The 15,836-nt window shown below is 34.5% G+C and carries 15 protein-coding genes; 10 read left to right on the forward strand and 5 right to left on the reverse strand.

Annotation, left to right across the window (positions count from 1 at the left end; genetic code table 11):
- Positions 1 to 44 precede the first annotated feature (44 nt).
- The 4 genes from J0A69_RS04580 to panC are packed head-to-tail and all read right to left on the reverse strand — an operon-like array spanning position 45 to position 2,982.
- Positions 45 to 731, reverse strand: coding sequence for a zinc metallopeptidase (locus J0A69_RS04580; protein WP_206585316.1), 687 nt, complete (start codon positions 729 to 731; stop codon positions 45 to 47).
- Between the two features lie 29 nt (positions 732 to 760).
- On the reverse strand, positions 761 to 1,765 hold the full coding sequence (locus tag J0A69_RS04585) for a lysylphosphatidylglycerol synthase transmembrane domain-containing protein (RefSeq protein ID WP_206585317.1): 1,005 nt from the start codon (positions 1,763 to 1,765) through the stop codon (positions 761 to 763).
- A complete protein-coding gene (panD, locus tag J0A69_RS04590; RefSeq protein WP_206585318.1) occupies positions 1,765 to 2,112 on the reverse strand; it encodes an aspartate 1-decarboxylase in 348 nt (115 codons plus the stop codon). The genes J0A69_RS04585 and panD overlap by 1 nt, the downstream gene beginning before the upstream one ends.
- A gap of 21 nt (positions 2,113 to 2,133) precedes the next feature.
- Positions 2,134 to 2,982 carry a pantoate--beta-alanine ligase gene (gene panC / locus J0A69_RS04595; RefSeq protein ID WP_206585319.1) on the reverse strand — a complete coding sequence of 283 codons (849 nt, stop codon included), beginning with the start codon at positions 2,980 to 2,982 and terminating at the stop codon, positions 2,134 to 2,136.
- Between the two features lie 129 nt (positions 2,983 to 3,111).
- Between panC and J0A69_RS04600 the strand changes: the two genes are divergently transcribed.
- From J0A69_RS04600 to glmS, 3 genes are all read left to right on the forward strand, one after another.
- Complete coding sequence (locus J0A69_RS04600; RefSeq protein ID WP_206585320.1) at positions 3,112 to 3,924, forward strand: glycogen/starch synthase; 813 nt, start codon at positions 3,112 to 3,114, stop codon at positions 3,922 to 3,924.
- Entirely contained in the window at positions 3,884 to 5,257 is a 1,374-nt protein-coding gene (locus J0A69_RS04605) for a DUF4270 family protein (protein WP_206585321.1), read from the forward strand. Before J0A69_RS04600 ends, J0A69_RS04605 begins: the two co-directional genes overlap by 41 nt.
- Positions 5,258 to 5,378: 121 nt before the next feature.
- Positions 5,379 to 7,220 (forward strand): glutamine--fructose-6-phosphate transaminase (isomerizing), encoded by a 1,842-nt coding sequence (gene glmS, locus J0A69_RS04610; RefSeq protein ID WP_206585322.1) that lies wholly within the window; start codon positions 5,379 to 5,381, stop codon positions 7,218 to 7,220.
- Between the two features lie 43 nt (positions 7,221 to 7,263).
- Here glmS and J0A69_RS04615 read toward each other — a convergent pair whose 3' ends face one another.
- Positions 7,264 to 7,566: a helix-turn-helix domain-containing protein gene (locus J0A69_RS04615; RefSeq protein WP_206585323.1), complete on the reverse strand. Its 303-nt coding sequence runs from the start codon at positions 7,564 to 7,566 to the stop codon at positions 7,264 to 7,266.
- A gap of 176 nt (positions 7,567 to 7,742) precedes the next feature.
- Between J0A69_RS04615 and J0A69_RS04620 the strand changes: the two genes are divergently transcribed.
- The 7 genes from J0A69_RS04620 to J0A69_RS04650 all read left to right on the forward strand — a co-directional run bounded on the left by J0A69_RS04620 (position 7,743) and on the right by J0A69_RS04650 (position 15,836).
- The gene (locus tag J0A69_RS04620; RefSeq protein ID WP_206585324.1) at positions 7,743 to 9,266 is read left to right on the forward strand and encodes a vitamin K epoxide reductase family protein; all 1,524 of its coding nucleotides are present in this window, start codon (positions 7,743 to 7,745) and stop codon (positions 9,264 to 9,266) included.
- Between the two features lie 115 nt (positions 9,267 to 9,381).
- On the forward strand, positions 9,382 to 9,606 hold the full coding sequence (locus J0A69_RS04625) for a hypothetical protein (protein ID WP_206585325.1): 225 nt from the start codon (positions 9,382 to 9,384) through the stop codon (positions 9,604 to 9,606).
- A 230-nt stretch (positions 9,607 to 9,836) separates the two neighbouring features.
- The gene (locus J0A69_RS04630) at positions 9,837 to 10,061 is read left to right on the forward strand and encodes a hypothetical protein (RefSeq protein WP_206585326.1); all 225 of its coding nucleotides are present in this window, start codon (positions 9,837 to 9,839) and stop codon (positions 10,059 to 10,061) included.
- Between the two features lie 73 nt (positions 10,062 to 10,134).
- Entirely contained in the window at positions 10,135 to 11,247 is a 1,113-nt protein-coding gene (locus tag J0A69_RS04635) for a 6-bladed beta-propeller (RefSeq protein WP_206585327.1), read from the forward strand.
- A 4-nt stretch (positions 11,248 to 11,251) separates the two neighbouring features.
- Complete coding sequence (locus tag J0A69_RS04640) at positions 11,252 to 13,453, forward strand: peptidase domain-containing ABC transporter (RefSeq protein ID WP_206585328.1); 2,202 nt, start codon at positions 11,252 to 11,254, stop codon at positions 13,451 to 13,453.
- 2 nt (positions 13,454 to 13,455) lie between these two features.
- Positions 13,456 to 14,760, forward strand: a complete 1,305-nt coding sequence (locus J0A69_RS04645; protein WP_206585329.1) for an HlyD family secretion protein — start codon at positions 13,456 to 13,458, stop codon at positions 14,758 to 14,760.
- A gap of 14 nt (positions 14,761 to 14,774) precedes the next feature.
- A complete protein-coding gene (locus J0A69_RS04650) occupies positions 14,775 to 15,836 on the forward strand; it encodes a glycoside hydrolase family protein (RefSeq protein WP_206585330.1) in 1,062 nt (353 codons plus the stop codon).

Here is a 15,836-nt window from a genome sequence, read left to right on the forward strand (position 1 = left end):
GGGGCAAAAGCTCGCCCCTCTTCGAAATTCTTATTTGATCTGTATCAATCCCTTCCGCCAAAGAATACCATAATATAATAGGCTAGTGTAGTCAATGCTGCTAATGCTGCAACCACATAGGTCATAGCTGCCCATTTCAATGCGTCTTTTGACATTTCATATTCTGTCGGTGTGACAATGTTCCTAGTTTTTACCCAGGCCAAAGCTCTATTACTCGCATCAAATTCTACTGGTAAAGTGACTACTGTGAATAGAGTTATGATAGAGTATGAACCTACAACAATATACCCGATAAAAGGGATTGGTAAAGCAAATGCCATGTATCCAATAAATGATGCGATCAATACGATATTCAAGATTTTACTTGCGCTGTTTTGAATTGGTACAAGAGTGGATCTCAAATTCAACCAAGTATAAGAAGTAGCATGTTGTACCGCGTGACCGCATTCGTGTGAAGCGACTGCCGCTGCTGCTGCATTTCTACCATAGTATACATCTGGGCTTAGATTTACAGTCTTATTTGCCGGATTGTAATGATCCGTCAATTGGCCTTCTACACAAACCACTTGCACATCATGGATATTATTGTCGGCCAACATCAATTTAGCGATCTCTGCTCCTGACAAATTTGCCTGCAAAGGAGTCTGGGAGTACTTTTTGAATTTACTTTTCAGCCTGTTGCTAACTACAAAACCAGCGATGGCGAAAATGATAATTATGAAGATAATCATAGTGTTTTTATTTGCTTTTTGCTAACGATTTATGTGGTCTCAGGTTGTTTCCAAGTTGGCAATTTCATCATAATTAGCCAACTGATTATTCCCAATATAAGCACTAATAATAATTGAGTACCATGGATGATGGCTGCGAAAATTTTTCCATCAACTTCTGATATTCCAAACTGGATCAAAATAAAGGCCACAAGTGCATGAAAGGTACCAATACCCCCTTGAACTGGGGCAACCATGCCAATACTTCCCATAACCATGACCAAAAGTACTTCGCCTGAAGACAAATTGGCAGTGCTTTCGATTCCTAGTGACACTGTATACATGGTCAAAAAGTAGATAACCCAAAGAATAATGGAGCTACCCCAAAACCCTAAAGGATTTCCAAGGTTGCCGATACTTTTGAGTCCTCCCCCAATTTCTCTAAAGAAATGTTGGATTTTATTGATCAAACCATGGTCACTATACCTTTTGAAGACAAATCGAATGATGAGTATTACAACTACCAATCCACCTAAAGCAATGGGTAGATTAGAACGGAGACTCATTAGTAAACTTTCCAAATTCACAAGCTGACCAGCTAGCTCTAGGAATAGTTTATTTTCTATTACAAATGCCAGTAGGATAGTGCCAATCAGACAAAGTAGGTCTACGCTTCTTTCAAGGATTACAGTTCCCAGTAATCTTCCAATAGATATTCCATTAGTTCTTGTCAAAACACCACATTTAGCCACTTCACCAGCTCTGGGGATCATTAGATTTACCAAATACCCAACCATAGTAGCATGATAGGCTCTCATAGGGCTCACTTGTTGCCCTTCTTCAGCTTTGATCAAAAGGGTCCATCTCCATCCTCTTAAAAAATATCCAAAAAAAGAAATGAATATGGATGTACCGATCCAAAACCAGTTGCTGGATTGAATTTGCTGGATTAAGCTTTCAACTGCGATATCTCTATATAAAAACCAAAAAATCCAGACTGCAATTCCCAATGAAATTACGACCTGGATCCATTGTTTAAGTTTTTGATTGATCATCAAATTAGTTTATTTCTATCATCTGGAAAGATGAGAACGGGTTTGTGTTTTTTTGCTTCCTCTATTTCCATCCCCGCATAAGAGATAATAATTACAACATCTCCAACTTGGGCTTTCCTAGCTGCAGGACCGTTTAGACAAACCTGACCGCTCCCTCTTTCTCCGGTTATAACGTAAGTTTCCAATCTTTCGCCATTGCTTACATTGACGATTTGGACTTTTTCATTTTCAATCAGATTGGCAGCATCCATTAGATCCTCGTCAATAGTAACTGACCCTACGTAATGTAATTCTGCTTGTGTAATCTTAACCCGATGGATTTTGGATTTTAATACTTGGATTTGCATTGTTTGAAATTTGCCGCAAAATTAAGGATTTATTGGAAGGTTGTCTATCAATCTGATATTTCCAATATATGCCGCTACGCAAATAGAAGCTTTTTGACTTGAATCAAAGGAGTTCATAACAGTGAATTTCTCTGTTTCAACGAGTTCAAAATATTCTAATTTGGCCAATGGCTCCTCCTCAAATCTTTGCTGAATTTGGTTTCGAACTTCCAACCAATTTGTACCTTCTAAAAGTTCATTTTTTGCGGAGCAAAGGCTTTTATATAGGATTAGGGATTTAGCTCTTTCTTCAGAATTCAATCGGAGATTTCTAGAAGACAAAGCAAGTCCATCTTCTTCCCTACGAGTAGGTACTGTTATAATTTCTACAGGGAAACTAAGGTCTGCAACCAATCTTTTGATGACAGCAACTTGCTGTAAATCCTTCTGGCCAAAAAAAGCTTGGTGCGGTCTTATGATATGAAAGAGCTTTGAAACTATGATGCCTACTCCGCTAAAATGTCCTGGTCTAAACTCACCTTCTAAAATTGTTTCCAATTCACCGAACTGAATGGAAATAGAGGGTTTTTCCGGATACATTGTTTCCAATTTGGGCATGAAAACAAAATCTACATTTTCTTTTTCTAGTAACTTTAGATCCTGTTGAATCAAAACTGGATATTTATCAAAATCCTCCTGATTATTGAACTGAATAGGGTTTACGAAAATGGAAACAACAGTTATATCACTAGATTTTTTGGAATTTCTGATTAAGTCTAAATGACCTTCATGAAGCGCTCCCATGGTAGGTACAAATCCAATTATTTTGTGGCTTTGAAGCGCGTGGAGCCAGTTTTTTTGCCATTCGGCCCCAGTATAGAAAACCTGCACGAGATAGGGGTATTTGATAGGTAAATAGCAGCAAAACTAGATTAATATTTAGAAAAACAAGGCATTTAAGGCTTTTTTTATTATCTTTGTGCGTTGTTTATCACCTAATAACGCTAAAATCCAAAGAGCATGTCTAAACTACGTATTCTCTACGTTGCCAGTGAAATCAACCCTTTTCTCCAAACTTCCGAAGTCGCAAATTTCTTAAGATCGCTTCCTCAAGCTATGCAGGAACGTGGTATGGAAATCCGTATTTTGGTTCCTAGATTCGGCTTGATCAATGAAAGAAAAAACAGATTACATGAAGTGGTTCGACTTTCAGGTATCAATATAGCTGTAGGGGAAGAGGAAAAGCCTTTAGTAATTAAGGTAGCATCAATTCCAAATGCGAAACTTCAGGTTTATTTTATAGATAATGAGGATTACTTCCAGCGCAAAAGTGTATTCCACGATAAGCAGCAGAAGTTCTATGAAGACAATGACGAGAGAGCAATCTTTTTCTGCAAAGGCGTTATTGAAACAGTTAAAAAATTAGGTTGGGCACCAGATATCGTGCATTGCAATGATTGGATGACAAGTTTGATTCCAATGTATTTGAAGACGACTTATAAAAATGAGCCTTTATTCAAAGATACTAAATCAGTATTTGCGATCTATAACAACGGATTTTCTCATACCTTTGGCGATGATTTGTTAAACAAGGTTAAGATGGTGGATATAGATGACGCAATTTTAGCACCTTTGAAAAGCAAAGACTTCGAAGGCTTTATAAGCATGGGTATGCAATATGCAGACATGGTTGTTAAAGGTGGAGAAGTGTCAGATAAATTGAACCAACTAATAGAGGATTTCTCAAAAGACAAGAAGTTTGAAATCAGCATCGAAGCAGAAGAACAAGCTCATGAAGAGCTCTACGGCATATACACAAGTCTTGCCGGCTAAATTGGCCTTAGTGGCCCTCTTGTCCCTAATTCTAACCAGTTCTTGCAGTGATCCTGCCACAGTAGGTATCGAACTAGCTCCGGAAAATAACCAGATTGGTGTGTTTTTCGAAGAGATCGATCTATCTGCTGAGGTGGTTTTGTTGGATTCGTTTAATACGACCAACAAAGGGAATGTGATCGTGGGAGTGGAGCAAGATGATTATTTTGGTCGAACAGAAGGAACGGGATATTCGAGATTATATATTGATGTCACCGAAGACAGACCAAGCTCTGAAGCTATTCTGGATTCCATGATATTTAATCTAGATATCATTAGTGTGAATGGAGAGGATTTGGATCAGCCAAAATTCTTTTCAGTTCATAGGTTGACACAGCCTATTCTAGATACAGCCTATTATAATTTTGATAAGCTTCAATACGAAGATGCGGCAATTGCCTTCGGAGAAGTAACATTTGACGAAGTTCAAGACACTGTTATTTCCCTTCAGGTTTCAGAAGACTTCAAGGAGGAATTGTTTGGTAAAATTAAAAGAGGGCTTGAGTTTGAAGATCTTTTCAGATTTAGACAATACCTTCCAGGTATCGCTATTAAAGCAAGAGATGGTGATAACACCACTGTTGGGATTGGGTTAAGTGCCAACACAAGAATAGCAACTTATTATCATTTGACTGAAGCAGATACTGTTTCACAATTATACGAGATAAACACTACTTCTTCCCGTTATTTCAGTGGTATAGAAAGCGATCGCACTGGCACACCTACAGAGGTTGTAGTTGAAAAAGGAAAGAATTATAGTACCGGTTCCCAAGTAGGACTTAAGGCAGGTTTGGGTATGATGATAAAAATCGATACCAGTCCCCTTGATCCGTTTTTGGATACACTAACAGGAATTACTTTTAACCAAGTAAATCTTGAGATCGGTGAAATAAAAGTGCCAATTGAAGGAATGACCCCTCCATCTGGACTTTCGATTTACCTAACAGATAATACTAACAAGTTTATTCCAAGTAAAACAACAGTTTATTTTACTGTTCAAGCTGATGGACAACCTCAAGTATATATAGATGAGGACGATAATGAATTGCCAACGGTATCAGCACCAACTTCAGTTAATTATGACTCCGAGGAAAATTTATACAGTCAGCTTGTTAGTTCACATGTAAATGCAATTTTTCGAGGGCAATTGACTAGAAAAGATTGGTTACTTTATGGCGGCTACACTAGTAGTAGATTAGCTAGCAGTGGAGATCCATTTAGACAATCAATGAGACAGTTTGTGGTAGATAAAGACAAAATCAAATTAAAGGTGATCTATTCTAAGATTAGGTAAATATTCACTTAAATAAATTCATTGTAGCCCACTTCTTTATTTTAAAGAAGTGGGCTATTTTTTTTGGCATGAATACTGTTTCTTTGCGGAAGTCTATTACATCAATCATGAATTTTTAATTATGTGTGGAATCGTCGCATATGTGGGGCAACAAGAAGCTTTACCAATTATTATCAAAGGTCTAAGAAGGTTAGAATACAGAGGGTACGATAGTGCCGGTGTGGCTTTATTGGACGACCAAGGTCTGAGTATCTATAAGAAAAAAGGAAAAGTCTCTGAACTTGAAAAGTTTTTGGAAACCAGTGGAAATTTAAAATCCACTATCGGAATAGGGCATACTAGATGGGCAACCCACGGTGAACCCAATGATGTCAATGCACATCCTCATTATTCTTCTTCTGAGCATTTGGCTATGATTCATAATGGAATCATAGAAAACTATGAGGTCTTAAAAAAAGACCTTGAGAAAAAAGGATATCACTTTCAGAGTGAGACTGATACAGAAGTATTCATCAAGTTCATCGAGGACATTTATGCCAATAATGATTGTAGTCTAGAGGAAGCGTTAAGATTGGCACTTCATAAGGTAGTTGGTGCCTATGCTATTGTTTTGATTAATAAGGATGAACCGGATACTTTAATTGCAGCAAGAAAAGGTTCTCCATTAGTTATAGGAGTAGGAGAAGATGAATATTTTCTGGCTTCAGATGCTACGCCGATAATTGAATACACCAATAAGGTAGTTTATCTGGATGATTATGAAATTGCGGTAATTCGAGACAACAAGCTTCAGGTGAAAACCATAGAAAATGTGGAGACTAATCCATACATCAATCAGCTTGAATTAGAGCTAGAGGCAATAGAAAAAGGCGGTTACGATCATTTCATGCTTAAAGAGATCTATGAGCAGCCTAAATCCATCGCAGATTGTTTGAGAGGAAGGTTGGATGCGAAATCCGGCAGACTTGTGTTGGGAGGATTGAGGGATTACATGAATAAATTCCAAAATGCAGAAAGAATCATCATTACTGCATGTGGGACATCTTGGCATGCCGGTCTAGTTGCTGAGTACCTTTTTGAAGAATTCGCTAGAGTGCCAGTAGAAGTAGAATACGCTTCGGAGTTCAGGTATAGAAATCCTGTGATTAGCGAGAAAGATTTTGTAATTGCTATTTCTCAATCGGGAGAAACTGCAGATACCTTGGCGGCTATCGAATTGGCAAAATCAAAAGGAGCTACCATTTTCGGTGTTTGTAATGTGGTGGGTTCATCCATACCAAGAGCAACACATGCGGGATCTTATACCCATGCTGGACCGGAAATTGGAGTTGCTTCTACTAAGGCATTTACAGCCCAGATTTCTGTATTGGCCATGATGGCATTAAAGCTTGGATATCAAAGAGGAACCTTGACAGAAAGCAGATACATTCAGTTGTTACATGAATTGGCTTCCGTTCCTGCAAAAGTCGAAAAAGCATTGCAGTCTAATGAAGTCATTCAATATATCGCTGGCGAATACAAGGATGTTAGAAATGCATTGTACCTAGGTAGAGGCTATAATTTCCCTGTGGCATTAGAAGGAGCCTTGAAGCTTAAAGAAATATCTTATATCCACGCTGAAGGATACCCAGCAGCAGAAATGAAACATGGGCCTATTGCATTGATAGATGAGGAAATGCCTGTCATTTTTATCGCAACGCAAGACAGTTCTTATGAGAAAGTTGTATCCAATATTCAGGAAGTTAAAGCTAGAAAAGGTAAAGTGATAGCTGTAGTTACAGAAGGTGATACCACTGTAAAAGGAATGGCAGATCATGTGATAGAGATTCCAGCAATCCATGAAGCATTTGTGCCACTTGTTGCTGTAGTTCCACTTCAGTTACTTTCCTATCACATTGCTGTGCTGAGAGGTTGCAATGTGGATCAACCGAGGAATTTAGCGAAGTCGGTAACTGTAGAATAATTAGAAAGGCTGTCCGAAAAGGGCAGCTTCTTTAAATTTATGGTTACTTTTTTATAAACATTGTTCCTGAAATTTTTGATAGAGTCTGCCTTAGTATTTGGATTTCCTTTTCTGCTTTTTCAAACTTTTTGGATGTGGTAAAGTGAATCCCTTCTTTATTCAGATATTGAATTATATCAATGTCATAGATTTTTTCCATTTTAGATAATTGCTCAATGGAGGGTTTTGATTTCCCGCTTTCAATATTTGAAAGTGTTTTTTGTGAAATTTCTAATAGATGAGCTATTTCACTCTGGCTGAATCTTTTGGTTTCTCGAGCCTTTTTTAAATAATGTCCAATTTTCATGGTTAAACAGGTTTGTGTTTAAGGAAAAATTTACTAAGAATTAGTAAGAAAAGAATAGTTTTATAAAAGCTTAACGTTCAAATTTATGTAAATAATAATTAGCTCAAAATTATAGTTAAACTTTTTATTAGGAGTCAATGGATAATTGTTTAATAACCTCTACAAGATTTCTGAAGTTGGTAAACGTAACTTTTACCAAGCAATTTTTAAAAGAAAAGATCTTTAGTCACCCACAGTATCCTAGTCTTCTTTGCTTAACAGACACTTTGGAAGAATATGGAATAAAAACGATTCCCGTAAGTATAGGTGTTGAGAGGTTGATTGAAATTCCACTGCCTGCTATTGTGCAAGTATCAAATTTAAATGGCTCAAATTTTAATATAATCACATCAATTTCTAAGGATAAGGTTACCTTTTATGATGAAAATGGAAGACTTAAGGATTTGTCAAGTTTGGAATTTCAAAAGAACTGGACAGGTGTGAGTTTATTGATAGAATCACTCAATGGATCAAGAGATCCTGAAATCTATAATAAAGTTAAAACTAATAGATTTATTAAATCTTCTTTTCTAATTGTTTGTTTGAGTTTTTTACTATTGCTAATCCGATCAATAATAATTAGTGAAGTTAGTGTTTTAATGCTTTCCTATTTTTTACTTAAGGTCCTTGGAATCTCAGTCTCATTTATTCTTCTTTGGTATCAACAGGATAAGGAAAATCCTTCTCTCAAGAAATTTTGTACAAGTAGTAAAAATGTTGATTGTAATTCCATATTAGAGTCAAAAAAATTTCAATGGTTAGATGGTGGAATTAATCTTAGTTTAATTGTATTCTCTTATTTTATTGCTGGATTGGGATCCTTAATTATATTAAACTTTTCAAATATTACTTTTCTTGCATGGTTAAGCTTAGTCACTTTCCCTGTGGTAATATTGTCATTCTATTTTCAGGCTTTTGTTTATAAAAAATGGTGCAAATTCTGTTTGTTAATTCAAGCTTTGTTAATAAGTGAATGTTTCTTTGTAGCTATTGGCTCTTTTTGGAAAGGAGATTTGAATCCAGATGGAGGACTATTATTTCTTTTCCTATTCGTTTGTGTAATAATAGCTGGCGTTTTAATAAAACCGATGATTAGATTGCAAGAGCAGGTTTTTCAATCTAAAAGACAATTATCAAAGCTAAAGAGTAACAAGGAATTATTTCAATTCTCACTTTCTCGATCCAAAAAAATGATAAATGATTCTCAAGGGATTGGAATTTTATTGAAGGGGAAAAATCCTAAATATGATATAATTAAAGTTTGTAATCCTTATTGTGGCCCTTGTTCTTTAATCCACCCAGAATTAGAGAATCTTTTTGATAAAGGAAACATTAACCTGCAAATAATTTTTTCATCGAGTGGTGGAGATGAAAGAAAGGAGAAAACTGTTCAACATTTGATGGCAGTTGACTCCAAAGGAAGTTTGGACTATATGAGAAGTGCACTTGATGATTGGTATGGAACAGAGAGGAAGGATTATAATGAATTTGCCATTAAATATCCTATATATGAAGACCTCAGTAAACAGAAAGAGAAGATAATAGCAATGGATCAATGGTGTAAGCAAGAATCAATTTTGCAAACCCCTACATTATTTATTAATGGATATGAACTCCCAAGTACATACAGCATAAGTGATTTAAAGTATTTACTTTATTAATAGTACTTGCAATATTCGTACAAGAAAGAGGTTATAAAATTAGGACATATACCTAGGTGTCCAAAAAAACTGTCTAGGAAAATCTTTTATGCTTAAATTAATAATTATGAAGAAAATGAGTTTGGGGAAATTGAAACTCTCTTCAGATGAAGTCTTGAAAAGAGATCAATTATCAACTATTTATGGTGGTTCTGATGATATTCCGCCATGTCACTATGTGATTTATTGTGCTAGTGGGTCAACAGTAGGTCCAATTTATGGATGTTGTGGAACAGCACCTGGTACTTTTTGTGATGATTATGGAGGGGTGATCAATTGCGTTAATTCACCTTGTTATTAACTAATTTTATGCAATGTAATCTAGATATTTTAGATTACATTGTATTATTTCTTAAAAGAAATTTAATTAAAAAAAACTGGGAAAATTTCTAAATAATATTTAATAGAAAGTTTTTTTGAAATGTAATAATGGGTCTGGTGATCCAAAATAGATATTCGTCGCGAAGAATGGACATATTTCTTGGATGTCCTTAAACGACCAAGTATTGTTTTATTTAATTTATAAATATTATGAACAAGTTGAGATTAGGAAAATTAAACCTTAATTCAAATGAAGTAATTGAAAGAAGTGAACTTGCTTTGATTTATGGAGGTTCAGAAGATTGTTTTAATTATATTTGTCATTGTGAAGATGGTGTAGAGTTTTCTTTAACTACCGATGGAGATCCTTATACAGATGCAGGGTGTTCAAGTGGATGTGCCTCTGGATGTAGGACAAATTGTGCAGTAGCTTAAATTTTATCCAAGTTAGCGGACTATCATTTGTGATAGTCCGCTTTATATAAATGTGTATTGTTTTTTATAAAATATGTTTGTTCCTATACATAAGGATCTAATTGAATTTAAAATCCGTAGTTTACATTTGTTGGTTTTCGTGTTGTTGTTGGTTTTTATATATGTATTTTCAAGTTGTTCCAATGATACAAGTTCTGGAATTAATTCAATAAAAATCCCCAAAACAAATAATTCAAATTTACATTTGAATGATCTTGCTAAGAATGTTAGTAAAGTACCTCTAGAAACTAAAGTTGGTGCTTTTTTAACTTCTATTTTAGAAGTAAAAAGATTTAATGGAAATCTTTTAATTCGCGATACTAGCGGTAGTGTGCGGATTTTTGATTCCAAAGGTAATTTTGTTGGGAAATTAGGGGTAAGAGGAGAAGGACCTGGTGAGTACAGAAGCGCATATTCCATTGAAACTGATCAAGAATTAGGCTTAATTTATTTAGGGAGTATACGGAAGCTATTGGTATATGACGAGAGGTATGAATTCGTAAAAGAAAAGAAATATTCCGATTTTATCACTTATATAAGTATTGTTGATCATAAGCCAATTTTGATTTTTGGAAGAGATTGGATTCCTGTTGAAAAAGGTTTCTCTAACCAAACTTTATTATTTGAATTATCCCCTGACCTTGATATAACTGACAGTATCCTATTGAGGAACACAATCCTAAAGGAAGCTGCTGGCATCAGATACACGAGTAAGCATTATTTAAGCAATAGTCGCGATGGTTCATTTTTATATACTCCTGTTTTGACCCAGGAGAATATTTTGAGAGATACGCTTTATAAATTTGAAAAGGATTCGATAATTCCTCATTTAAAGTTTGAATTTGAAGAGCCTCATTTTGACGAGAATGGCAAGAAGGCAGTTGATATTTATAATATTATGCACTCTTCTTCTTACATAATTTGTGAATATGCTCGAAATAAGGATAAAAAACTTTTTATATATAGTAAAAAGGAATCCAAGGGATATAATTTTGATTTTGGAGTATTAGATGAAGATGATCAACCAGTAGTTCTAAGACCTCTGGATCTAGAAAATGACATATTCTATTATGTAAAAGAAGAGAAGTTTCAAAATACTACAATGGAAGAAATGAATCCAGTTATAGGCATTGTAACATTAAAGTGAAAAATTGAAACCTTCTTTTCCTTATTACAAACAACCTGATTCCAAAGATTGTGGACCTACTTGTTTACGGATTATTGCCAAATATTATGGTAAACTCATTTCTCTAGAAGAGATTAGGAAGCTTTCCGAAACTACGCGGTCTGGAAGCAATCTACTCAAACTTAGTGACGCTGCTGAAGCTATTGGATTTAAGAGTATTGGGGCAAAACTTGACTTTAAAAAATTAGAGCAAGCCCAATTTCCTTTGATAGTATTTTGGGACAAAAACCACTTTGTAGTAGTGTACAGGATAAAAAATGGTAAAGTATATCTTTCAGATCCTGCTTATGGTTTGATCCAATTGACAAAAGAAGAATTTATTTCGAGATGGATTGGAAATAATGCTACAGAACAAAGTAAAGAGGGCATTACTCTTTTATTGGAGCCAACTCCTAAGTTTAAAGAACTTAAATGGGAAAGATCTAATCATCTTTCCTTAAAGTTTCTTTTTCAATATCTATTGAAATATAATAATCTTATTATTCAGCTGACAGTTGGTTTGTTGGTGGGTAGTTTGCTTCAATTAATTTTTCCTTTTTTGACACAAAGTATTGTGGATATTGGTATTCAAAACCAAGACATTGGTTTTATTTATTTGGTATTGACTGCGCAATTGATGCTATTTTTTGGAAGAACCAGTGTAGAAGTTTTTCGCAGTTGGATACTATTGCATCTTAGTACAAGAATTAATATTTCCCTTGTTTCCGATTTCTTCATAAAATTAATGAATCTTCCGATTTCCTTTTTTGATACTCGGATGACGGGGGATATTATGCAGAGGATCAACGATCATAAAAGAATTGAAAATTTGCTTACTGGATCAACTCTTAACACACTTTTTTCCTTCTTTAATCTTTTTGTATTTGGTGTTGTACTGTTATACTACAGCCCTTTGATTTTTTTGATTTTTATGGGTGGAAGTATATTATATATATTTTGGATTCTCTATTTTCTCAAGCGAAGGAAAGAATTGGATTACATGCGTTTTGGACAACTTAGTCAAGAACAAAGTACTGTTATAGAGTTAATCAATGGGATGCAAGAAATAAAACTGCACAATGCCGAGACTCAAAAGCGGTGGAAATGGGAGTTTGCACAGGCAAGACTGTTTCAGGTATCCATAAAAACACTTGCTTTAGAGCAAACCCAAGGAGTTGGATCTTCTATAATAAATGAGCTAAAAAACATCTTGGTTACTTTTTCTTCCGCTCTTTTGGTAATTGAAGGGCAACTAACGCTTGGGATGATGCTTTCTCTCCAATATATTATCGGTCAACTTAATGGCCCAATAATGGGGATAGTAACCTTTGTCCGAACGTATCAAGATGCTAAAATAAGTTTAGAACGTTTGAATGAAATCCACGAAAAAGAAGAAGAAGAAGCAAAGGATAGACAGCTTCTTTATGATATTAAACCACAAGAAGATTTGATTATAGAGAACCTTAGCTTTAGATACATGGGAGCTGAGGAAAATGTACTTAAAGGAATAAATCTTAATGTCCCTTGCAATAAAATAACTGCAGTAGTAGGTGCAAGTGGGTGTGGTAAAACAACCTTAATGAAACTTCTTCTCAAATTTTATGAGCCAAATAAAGGAAAAATTCAATATGGTCAAAATAATTTTGATTCAATTTCAGCAAGGAGTTGGAGAGATCATTGTGGTGTAGTGATGCAAGAAGGATATATTTTTAACGATACCATAGCCGCAAATATCGCTGTTGGTGAAGAAGTGATTGATCTCAATAAATTAGTAGTGGCTGCTCAAACTGCTAATATCGACGATTTTATTCAATCACTTCCCCTAAAGTATAATACTGTAATTGGAAATGAAGGAATTGGGATTAGTACAGGACAAAAACAACGTTTATTTATTGCTCGTGCAGTATATAAAAATCCTGAAATTCTATTTTTTGACGAAGCAACTTCAGCCCTTGATGCTAAAAATGAGAGGGTTGTCATGGAAAATCTAAATAATTTTTTGAAAGGTAAAACGGTATTTATCATTGCGCACCGCCTTAGTACTGTAAGAAATGCTGATCAAATAATCGTAATGGATGATGGAGAAATTAAAGAGTCTGGGACTCATGAAGAATTGATTTTACTATCGGGGGTATATTATAATCTGGTTAAGAATCAATTGGACCTAGAAAAAATCAGTGCGAACTAATAATGCCATTAAGAAATCAAAATATAGATGATTTAAATCTGAGATCAGAAGAGGTTCAAGAGATTATTTCTACACCCCCATCTTGGCTTATTAGATGGGGAATTACCTTAGTATTTATTATTACTTGTTTTTTGATATTCTTATCCTTTTTTATAAAATATCCCGATTTTATTAACTCTAGAATAATGGTTACCACCCTAGAGCCTACTGAAAAAATAATAGCTGTAAACTCAGGTCAAATTGAAAAATTTTTTTTAGCGAATCGAGAAAAGGTAAAGGCTGGGCAGCCAATAGCAATTATTAAAAACGCATCTGATTTGAGAAGTGTTATGATGCTTAAAAAAATAATTGAAGGTATCACCTTCACCGAAAGTAATGATTTTTATTTTCCTATGGACTCTTTGTCAGGTGCTGACTTGGGAGAAATAGAACCTGCATTTGTGGTTTTTGAAAGGAATTACTTAGAATATAGGCTGCTTAAAAGGCTTCAGCCCGCTTTGATTCAATTGGAAAGGAACAAAAAGTCAATTCTAGAAATTCAAGAACGCTTAAATAGTCAATACGCCCAAAAAGAAATATTAGAAAGAAAGTTGATTATAGTAGAGAAGGATTTCAATCGAAATTTGTTGCTTTTTGAAGATGGTGTTATTGCTGAAAAAGATTTCGAAAGAAAGGAATTGGAATATCTTCAAATGCAAGAACAAGCAAATGGGATTGCAATAACTATTTCGCAACTTCAAGAAGCTCTTTTTAATGCTGGTCATTTACTTAAAAGTACTCAAATGACAAAGGAACAAGAGGAATCGAGAGTTTTAATTAGTCTTATTCAGTCCTATTATGCTTTAAAAAGGGCATTGAAGGAATGGGAACGCAATTATCTATTGATTTCCTCTACTGATGGTCAAGTTAGTTTTCAAGGGATATGGGGAGAGAATCAATTCGTAAAAACAGGGGAACATGTATTTACAATATTGCCCGAGCAGCGTTCAGATCTTTTAGGTAAAATGATTGTCTCTTCTAAAAACACCGGAAAAATTAATGTGGGGCAACGTGTATTAATTAAGTTAGATAACTTCCCCTTTCAACAATTTGGTACCATTAGCGGAAAAGTAGGGAGTATATCTGTCTCTCCTGATGAGGAAGGGAATTATTTGGTTTATTGCACTCTTCCACTTGGAACAAGAACCTCGTTTGGGAAACAGATTCAAATAAACCAAGAACTTTTGGGAACAGCCGAAATTATAACGCAGGATTTAAGTGTTGCGGAAAGATTATTTTTCAAATTAAAATCGATCAATGAATATTAAAAGAAATTATTTACATGAAAAATCTTGATGAAATCAATAAACTTTTATTAGTCAATGCAAAAGAAAATCATGTTTTAGGTTTATTGAATGGTAAGTTGGGTTTAACCATTTACTTTTACCATTTTGCAAAAAAAAATAAAAATCATAAGCTTCAAGAATTAGCAGATCATTTGGTTGGGGAGATTTTCGAAAAATCGAGAGAAGCTCGCCTAGAAGCTGATTTTGAAAATGGTCTGGCAGGAATTGCTTTTGGAATCACTTATTTGGTAAATAATGATTTTGTTGATGCCGATCTAAATGAAACGTTGAGTGAATTGGACGATAGGATTTTTAGATTTTTAGATGATCAAAGAACCAATCTTCAAGCAAATTTAAGAAACGGCATTTTAGGTTACTTGATTTATAGTCTTGATCGATTGAAAAGTTCAATAGAATCAGGCAACAATTCAAATATTTATATTTTTAAAAACCTAACTGCTAGTTTGATTAATCAGCTTGGGAAATTGATTGAAGAAGAAAAAATCCAAGACAGAGAACCGCAACTTTTCAATATTTATTGGGATTTGCCCCTTTCACTAATTGTTCTAGGAAGAGCAAAAAATTTGAAAGTAAATGATTCTAAAATTGATCGAATTATTGATTATCTAATACCAAATTTAATAACCCTATTTCCCAGTCTTCACAGTAATAGATTATATCTTTTATTAGGGATAGAAACATATTTAAAAGAGACTGATTGCCCTGAGCTAAGAAAATATGCGGATTTTTTGATTAGGGAAATTGATCTTGAGCTGATTTTAAATACTGAGTTAAAGAATCTAAATATTTCTGTTAATGATGGTTTAACTGGTTTAAGTTTGATTTCAAATAGACTAAATGAAATAAAAGGAAATAAAGAGCTCCTAATTTCAGATGAAAAAGTTTATCAAAAAGCAATAGAATTAGAAAAAGGTGGGAGAAATGAATTTTATGACAAATTCAAAGAAAGTATTGGCTTTGCATCTGGATTGACAGGACTAGCGTGGGCTATCTTTGAAATAATGGAATTAAATGAAAAATCTCTAAAAGTAATTTGA

Origin of the sequence: Algoriphagus pacificus, assembly GCF_017254845.1 — a bacterium.
GTDB lineage: Bacteria > Bacteroidota > Bacteroidia > Cytophagales > Cyclobacteriaceae > Algoriphagus > Algoriphagus pacificus.